This is a genomic window from Streptomyces sp. NPDC087859, assembly GCF_044742595.1.
Lineage (GTDB): Bacteria > Actinomycetota > Actinomycetes > Streptomycetales > Streptomycetaceae > Streptomyces > Streptomyces canus_F.
In genome coordinates, this window is the sequence record NZ_JBIUUU010000015.1 from 292,056 (window position 1) to 298,429 (window position 6,374).

Below are 6,374 nucleotides of genomic sequence, written 5' to 3' on the forward strand. Positions count from 1 at the left end.
CCCGGTTAAGGAAGCAAGAAGATGAGCAAGCTGCGCGTGGCGGTCCTCGGTGCCAAGGGCCGGATCGGCTCCGAGGCGGTACGGGCCGTTGAGGCCGCCGAGGACATGGAGCTGGTCGCCGCCCTGAGCCGGGGCGACAAGCTGGAGACGCTGGCCGAGACGGGCGCCCAGGTCGCCGTCGAACTGACCACGCCCGACTCGGTGATGGCCAATCTCGAGTACTGCGTCGGCCACGGTATCCACGCCGTCGTCGGTACGACGGGCTGGACCGACGAGCGCCTCGCGCAGCTGAACGGCTGGCTGGCCGCCTCCCCGGAGACGGGCGTCCTCATCGCGCCCAACTTCTCCATCGGGGCCGTCCTGAACATGAAGTTCGCGCAGATCGCCGCGCCCTACTTCGAGTCGGTGGAGGTCGTCGAACTCCACCACCCGAAGAAGGTCGACGCCCCGTCCGGCACCGCCACGCGCACGGCCCAGCTCATCGCCGCGGCCCGCGCCGAGGCGGGCACGGCCCCGGCGCCGGACGCCACGGAGACGGGCCTGGACGGCGCGCGCGGCGCGGACGTCGACGGCGTTCCCGTGCACTCCGTCCGGCTGCGCGGCCTGCTGGCCCACCAGGAGGTCCTGCTGGGCGGCGAGGGTGAGACGCTGACCATCCGTCACGACTCGCTCCACCACAGCAGTTTCATGCCGGGCATCCTGCTGGGCGCCCGCCGCGTGGTCACCACTCCGGGCGTCACCTTCGGCCTGGAACACTTCCTGGACCTGAGCTGATGCGCGCCAAGCTGTCCTACGCCATAACGGCCGCCGTCCTGGTCTTCTACTTCGTCCTGGTCGGCAGCCGCGGCGTCATGCTCATCCAGACCGGCACGCTCCTCACCGTCACCTTCGGCGTGGCGGTGCTGATCCTGCCGGTCATCGGCGTGTGGTTCCTGTGGAAGAACACCCAGTTCGTCCGCAAGGCCAACCAGCTCGCCGCCGCACTCGACGCCGAGGGCGGCCTGCCCCTCGACGAACTCCAGCGCACCCCCAGCGGCCGTATCGACCGCGACTCGGCCGACGAGGTCTTCGCCAAGCGCAAGGCCGAGACGGAGGCGTCGCCCGACGACTGGCGCAGCTGGTTCCGCCTCGCCGTCGCCTACCACGACGCCCGCGACACCCCGCGCGCCCGCAAGGCGATGCAGCGCGCGATCGCCCTGCACGAGGGAAGGCCGGTCCAGGCCTGACCGACGCACACCGAAGGGGCCGGTCCGCAGCAGCTGCGGACCGGCCCCTTCGGTGTCTCCGCGGGCGTCTCAGCCCCGCTGATACTCCGCGCCCCACGCCTCCACCGAGTCGGCGGCCCGGTCGAACGCCTCGGGGCGCGCCAGGAAGTCCGCGTTGTGCGTGGTCAGCAGCGGCACCGCGTTCCCGGCCGTCCGGTCATGGCGTACGACGGTCAGCGCCTGCCCCTGCACCGTCCGCGGCAGCCCCAGCCAGCGCACCGGCTGCTGCACCGTGCGCACGGCGACGACCTTGTCCCAGCGCGTCGTACGCGTGAGGAAGAACGCCACCTGACGCACTCCACGGGCGCTCACCCACACCCCCATGCGCAGCAGCCGCAGGGCGACGGCGATGAAGGCCAGCGCGATCCCGAAGACCACACCACCCTCGGACGCGGAGCCGGTGAGGGCGATGATGACCGCCGCGAACAGCACATACGAGGCGAGCAGCAACAGCAGCGCCGCCGCCCCCACCCGATAGGGGCCGGGCCGGTAGGGACGCCGCCAGTGCTCGCGGTCGTCGAAGGGCAGCGCGACGTCGTCGGCTGTCTCGAATACGCGGTCGGCCGTCAGGAAGGGCAGGGGCACGACTGGTCCTCACTCAATCCATGCGGTGGGCTGTGCCCGGTGAGGCTATCCGCCGGTGTCCCCTGGATCCACCCTTGGGGGTCCGGATGAGTCAGTGTCCCTGGGACGCCTGCGACTCCTGCGTCGATGAGGGGGAGTGATCGAGCGTCAGCGCCGGCATCCCGAGAATCAGGGACCCCACCAGTGCGGCGACGATGGTGATGCCCAGGAGCCAGCTCCCGGCTATCTGCCCCGCGGAGGACTTCCCACGGGGCGGGGGAGTGACATTGCTGCGGAACCTGTCGGCCTCGGCGACGAAGGCGAACGGGACGGGCTCACGCCGACGGAACATCGGGGAGACGCTCCTCTCAAGCTCGAATAAGTGACTGTTGTTGATACAGACGCACGAGTGCCACAAAAGGTGCCCTGATGCCCCGAATTCACGGAACTTCACCGAAGATGTCGCGTCCCGGCACCGAACGCCCCGATGTCAGTGCCGGGCCGTAGAGTGGGCGCCGCCCGAGAGAAGTGATGGAAGGACCCTCCGAGCCGTGACCGACACCCCCGCCGACGACCTCAAGCCCAGCTTCCGCAGCGACGTCACCGTCGAGCTGGTCAAGCACACCGCGGCCGACTCAGACGTCCTGTGGGCCGCCCGCGTCTCCACCGCCGGCGAGCAGTCCCTGGAGGAGCTGCAGAAGGACCCCGAGCGCTCCAAGGGCCTCATCAACTACCTGATGAGAGACCGGCACGGCAGCCCCTTCGAGCACAACTCGATGACCTTCTTCATCAGCGCCCCGATCCTCGTCTTCCGCGAGTTCATGCGGCACCGCGTGGGCTGGTCGTACAACGAAGAGTCCGGCCGCTACAGGGAGCTGGAGCCGGTCTTCTACGTCCCCGGCGCGGACCGCAAGCTCGTCCAGGAGGGCCGCCCCGGCAAGTACGTCTTCGTCGAGGGCACCGAGGCCCAGCAGCAACTGGTCACCCGCACGATGGAGGACTCCTACCGGCAGGCGTACGAGGCCTACCAGGAGATGCTCGCCGCCGGCGTCGCCCGCGAGGTCGCCCGCGCCGTCCTCCCCGTCGGCCTGTTCTCCTCGATGTACGCCACCTGCAACGCGCGCTCACTGATGCACTTCCTCGGTCTGCGCACCCAGCACGAACTGGCGAAGGTCCCGTCGTTCCCGCAGCGGGAGATCGAGATGGTCGGCGAGAAGATGGAGGCGGAGTGGGCCAAGCTCATGCCGCTCACCTACGCGGCCTTCAACGCGAACGGCCGTGTGGCGCCGTAACGCCCCCGCGTTCTCCCTCCGGGCACAGATGTACGGGTCAGTCGTGTGAAGTGTCCGTATTGCGGCATTTGGAGAAGTTCATCTAGCCTGATCAAACGGACCCGGCACTGCTTGAACCCCCGAGCAGGCAGTGCCGGGCTCCTTCTTTGTCATGACTTTTCGCGCCCCCCGAGGGCAGACCACGCCTTGAGCAGCGAGTAGCGTGTTACCCATGGCTCCGACCTCCACTCCGCAGACCCCCTTCGGGCGGGTCCTCACCGCCATGGTCACGCCCTTCACGGCGGACGGCGCGCTCGACCTCGACGGCGCGCAGCGGCTCGCAACCCACCTGGTGGACGCAGGCAACGACGGCCTGATCATCAACGGCACCACCGGTGAGTCCCCCACCACCAGCGACGCGGAGAAAACGGACCTCGTACGAGCCGTGCTGGAAGCGGTCGGCGACCGCGCCCACGTCGTCGCCGGCGTCGGCACCAACGACACCCACCACAGCCTCGAACTCGCCCGTACGGCCGAGAGGACCGGGGCCCACGGCCTGCTCGTCGTCACGCCGTACTACAACAAGCCTCCGCAGGAGGGCCTGTACCGGCATTTCAAGGCCCTCGCCGACGCCACCGAGCTGCCGGTCATGCTCTATGACATTCCCGGCCGCAGCGGTGTCCCGATCAACAGCGAGACGCTGGTCCGCCTGGCCGAGCACCCGCGCATCGTCGCCAACAAGGATGCCAAGGGCGACCTCGGTCGCGCCAGCTGGGCCATCGCCCGCTCCGGCCTCGCCTGGTACTCCGGCGACGACATGCTGAACCTGCCGCTGCTCTCCGTGGGCGCGGTCGGCTTCGTCTCGGTCGTCGGCCATCTGGTCACCCCCGAGCTGCGCGCACTGGTGGAGGCGTACACCTCCGGCGACGTCCAGAAGGCGACCGAGATCCACCAGAAGCTGCTCCCGGTCTACACGGGCATGTTCCGCACCCAGGGCGTCATGACCACGAAGGCCGCGCTCACCCTCCAGGGCCTGCCCGCCGGACCGCTGCGCGCCCCCATGGTGGAGCTCACGTCCGAAGAGACCGAGCAGCTCAAGATCGATCTTGCCGCCGGCGGGGTACAGCTCTGACAACGGACTTCGCGCGCCCCCGGCGCGCAACAGACTTCACAACTGAATAGGCAGGCCACCGGTGCCTGCCACCCACAACGACAACTGCTACTAGCACGAACGTCATGCGCGCCACGTGCCCTACCGGTACGTGGCGTGTGTGGTGAGGAGAGTCTTTTGAGTCATCCGCATCCTGAACTCGGTTCGCCCCCGCCGCTCCCCGAGGGCGGCCTGCGGGTCACCCCGCTCGGCGGTCTCGGCGAGATCGGCCGAAACATGACGGTCTTCGAGTACGGCGGCCGTCTTCTGATCGTGGACTGCGGCGTCCTCTTCCCCGAGGAGGAGCAGCCCGGGATCGACCTGATCCTGCCGGACTTCTCGTCCATCAGGGACCGCCTCGACGACATCGAGGGCATCGTGCTCACGCACGGCCACGAGGACCACATCGGTGCCGTCCCCTTCCTGCTCCGCGAGAAGCCGGACATTCCGCTGATCGGCTCCAAGCTGACCCTCGCGCTGATCGAGGCGAAGCTCCAGGAGCACCGCATCCGTCCGTACACCCTTGAGGTGGTGGAGGGGAACCGCGAGCGCATCGGTCCCTTCGACTGCGAGTTCATCGCGGTCAACCACTCCATCCCGGACGCCCTGGCCGTGGCCATCCGCACCCCTGCGGGCATGGTGGTCCACACCGGCGACTTCAAGATGGACCAGCTCCCGCTGGACAACCGTCTGACGGACCTGCACGCGTTCGCACGTCTGAGCGAGGAGGGGATCGATCTCCTCCTCTCCGACTCGACGAACGCCGAGGTGCCGGGGTTCGTCCCGCCGGAGCGGGACATCTCCAACGTCCTGCACCAGGTCTTCGGGAACGCCCGCAAGCGGATCATCGTGGCGAGCTTCGCCAGCCACATCCATCGCATCCAGCAGATCCTGGACGCGGCCAACGAGTACGGCCGCAGGGTCGCCTTCGTCGGCCGCTCGATGGTCCGCAACATGGGCATCGCGAGGGACCTGGGCTATCTGAAGGTCCCGCCGGGCCTGGTGGTCGACGTCAAGACGCTCGACGACCTGCCCGACCGCGAGGTGGTCCTGGTCTGCACGGGCTCCCAGGGCGAACCGATGGCCGCCCTCTCCCGGATGGCCAACCGCGACCACCAGATCCGGATCGTCAACGGCGACACCGTGATCCTGGCGTCGTCCCTGATCCCCGGCAACGAGAACGCGGTCTACCGCGTGATCAACGGCCTGACCCGCTGGGGCGCCAACGTCGTCCACAAGGGGAACGCCAAGGTCCATGTCTCGGGCCATGCCTCGGCCGGCGAGTTGCTGTACTTCTACAACATCTGCCGCCCGAAGAACCTGATGCCGGTCCACGGTGAATGGCGGCACCTGCGCGCCAACGCCGAGCTCGGCGCCCTCACCGGCGTCCCGCACGACCGGATCGTCATCGCGGAGGACGGCGTCGTCGTCGACCTCATCGAGGGCAAGGCCAAGATCTCCGGCAAGGTCCAGGCGGGTTACGTCTACGTCGACGGTCTCTCGGTCGGCGATGTGGGCGAACCGGCCCTCAAGGACCGCCGCATCCTCGGCGACGAGGGCATCATCTCGGTCTTCGTGGTCCTCGACTCGTCGACCGGCAAGATCACGGGCGGACCGCACGTCCAGGCCCGCGGTTCGGGTATCGAGGACTCGGCGTTCGCCGACGTGATCCCGAGGATCACGGAGGTCCTCGAACGCTCGGCCCAGGACGGTGTGGTCGAACCCCACCAGATGCAGCAGCTGGTGCGGCGGACCCTGGGCAAGTGGGTCTCCGACACCTATCGCCGCAGGCCGATGATCCTCCCGGTGGTGGTGGAGGTCTGACGGTCTGTCGGACATCCGTACGCGTGAACCTGGAGCGGGGCGCCTCGATTTGCATCGAGGCGCCCCGCTCCAGTACGTTTACGGCTCCGCCTGAACGGGAACCCGATCGCTTCGTGCGTCGGAACCAGTCCCCGAAGCGGGTGGGAATTCCGACTCAGAATCTCTGATAAAGTCGGAGTCGCCGGAAAGGGAAACGCGAAAGCGAGAACCTGGAAAGCACCGAGGAAATCGGAACCGGAAACGGTCTGATAGAGTCGGAAACGCAAGACCGAAGGGAAAAGCCCGGAGGAAAGCCCGAGA

General features: G+C 68.2%; 7 protein-coding genes. 5 read left to right on the forward strand and 2 right to left on the reverse strand.

Translation table 11 applies throughout. From position 1 onward, the window contains the following. Positions 1–21: 21 nt before the first annotated feature. Both dapB and ACIOHP_RS34485 read left to right on the forward strand, forming a co-directional pair. Positions 22–774, forward strand: coding sequence for a 4-hydroxy-tetrahydrodipicolinate reductase (dapB, locus tag ACIOHP_RS34480; RefSeq protein ID WP_361546003.1), 753 nt, complete (start codon positions 22–24; stop codon positions 772–774). After that, positions 774–1,226 carry a hypothetical protein gene (locus ACIOHP_RS34485; protein WP_361546006.1) on the forward strand — a complete coding sequence of 151 codons (453 nt, stop codon included), beginning with the start codon at positions 774–776 and terminating at the stop codon, positions 1,224–1,226. Before dapB ends, ACIOHP_RS34485 begins: the two co-directional genes overlap by 1 nt. Positions 1,227–1,295: 69 nt before the next feature. Here the strand turns inward: ACIOHP_RS34485 and ACIOHP_RS34490 are convergent, their stop codons facing one another. Further along, positions 1,296–1,850: a hypothetical protein gene (locus ACIOHP_RS34490; protein ID WP_401893568.1), complete on the reverse strand. Its 555-nt coding sequence runs from the start codon at positions 1,848–1,850 to the stop codon at positions 1,296–1,298. A 91-nt stretch (positions 1,851–1,941) separates the two neighbouring features. After that, on the reverse strand, positions 1,942–2,181 hold the full coding sequence (locus ACIOHP_RS34495) for a hypothetical protein (RefSeq protein ID WP_361546012.1): 240 nt from the start codon (positions 2,179–2,181) through the stop codon (positions 1,942–1,944). Between the two features lie 199 nt (positions 2,182–2,380). Here ACIOHP_RS34495 and thyX point away from each other — a divergent pair, with 199 nt between their 5' ends. The 3 genes from thyX (at position 2,381) to ACIOHP_RS34510 (ending at position 6,074) form a co-directional block, all read left to right on the forward strand. Beyond that, positions 2,381–3,121 (forward strand): FAD-dependent thymidylate synthase, encoded by a 741-nt coding sequence (gene thyX, locus ACIOHP_RS34500; protein ID WP_046263471.1) that lies wholly within the window; start codon positions 2,381–2,383, stop codon positions 3,119–3,121. 211 nt (positions 3,122–3,332) lie between these two features. Beyond that, the gene (gene dapA / locus ACIOHP_RS34505) at positions 3,333–4,232 is read left to right on the forward strand and encodes a 4-hydroxy-tetrahydrodipicolinate synthase (protein WP_361490153.1); all 900 of its coding nucleotides are present in this window, start codon (positions 3,333–3,335) and stop codon (positions 4,230–4,232) included. Positions 4,233–4,388: 156 nt separating this feature from the next. Further along, complete coding sequence (locus tag ACIOHP_RS34510; RefSeq protein ID WP_307025149.1) at positions 4,389–6,074, forward strand: ribonuclease J; 1,686 nt, start codon at positions 4,389–4,391, stop codon at positions 6,072–6,074. The last annotated feature ends 300 nt before the right edge of the window (positions 6,075–6,374 follow it).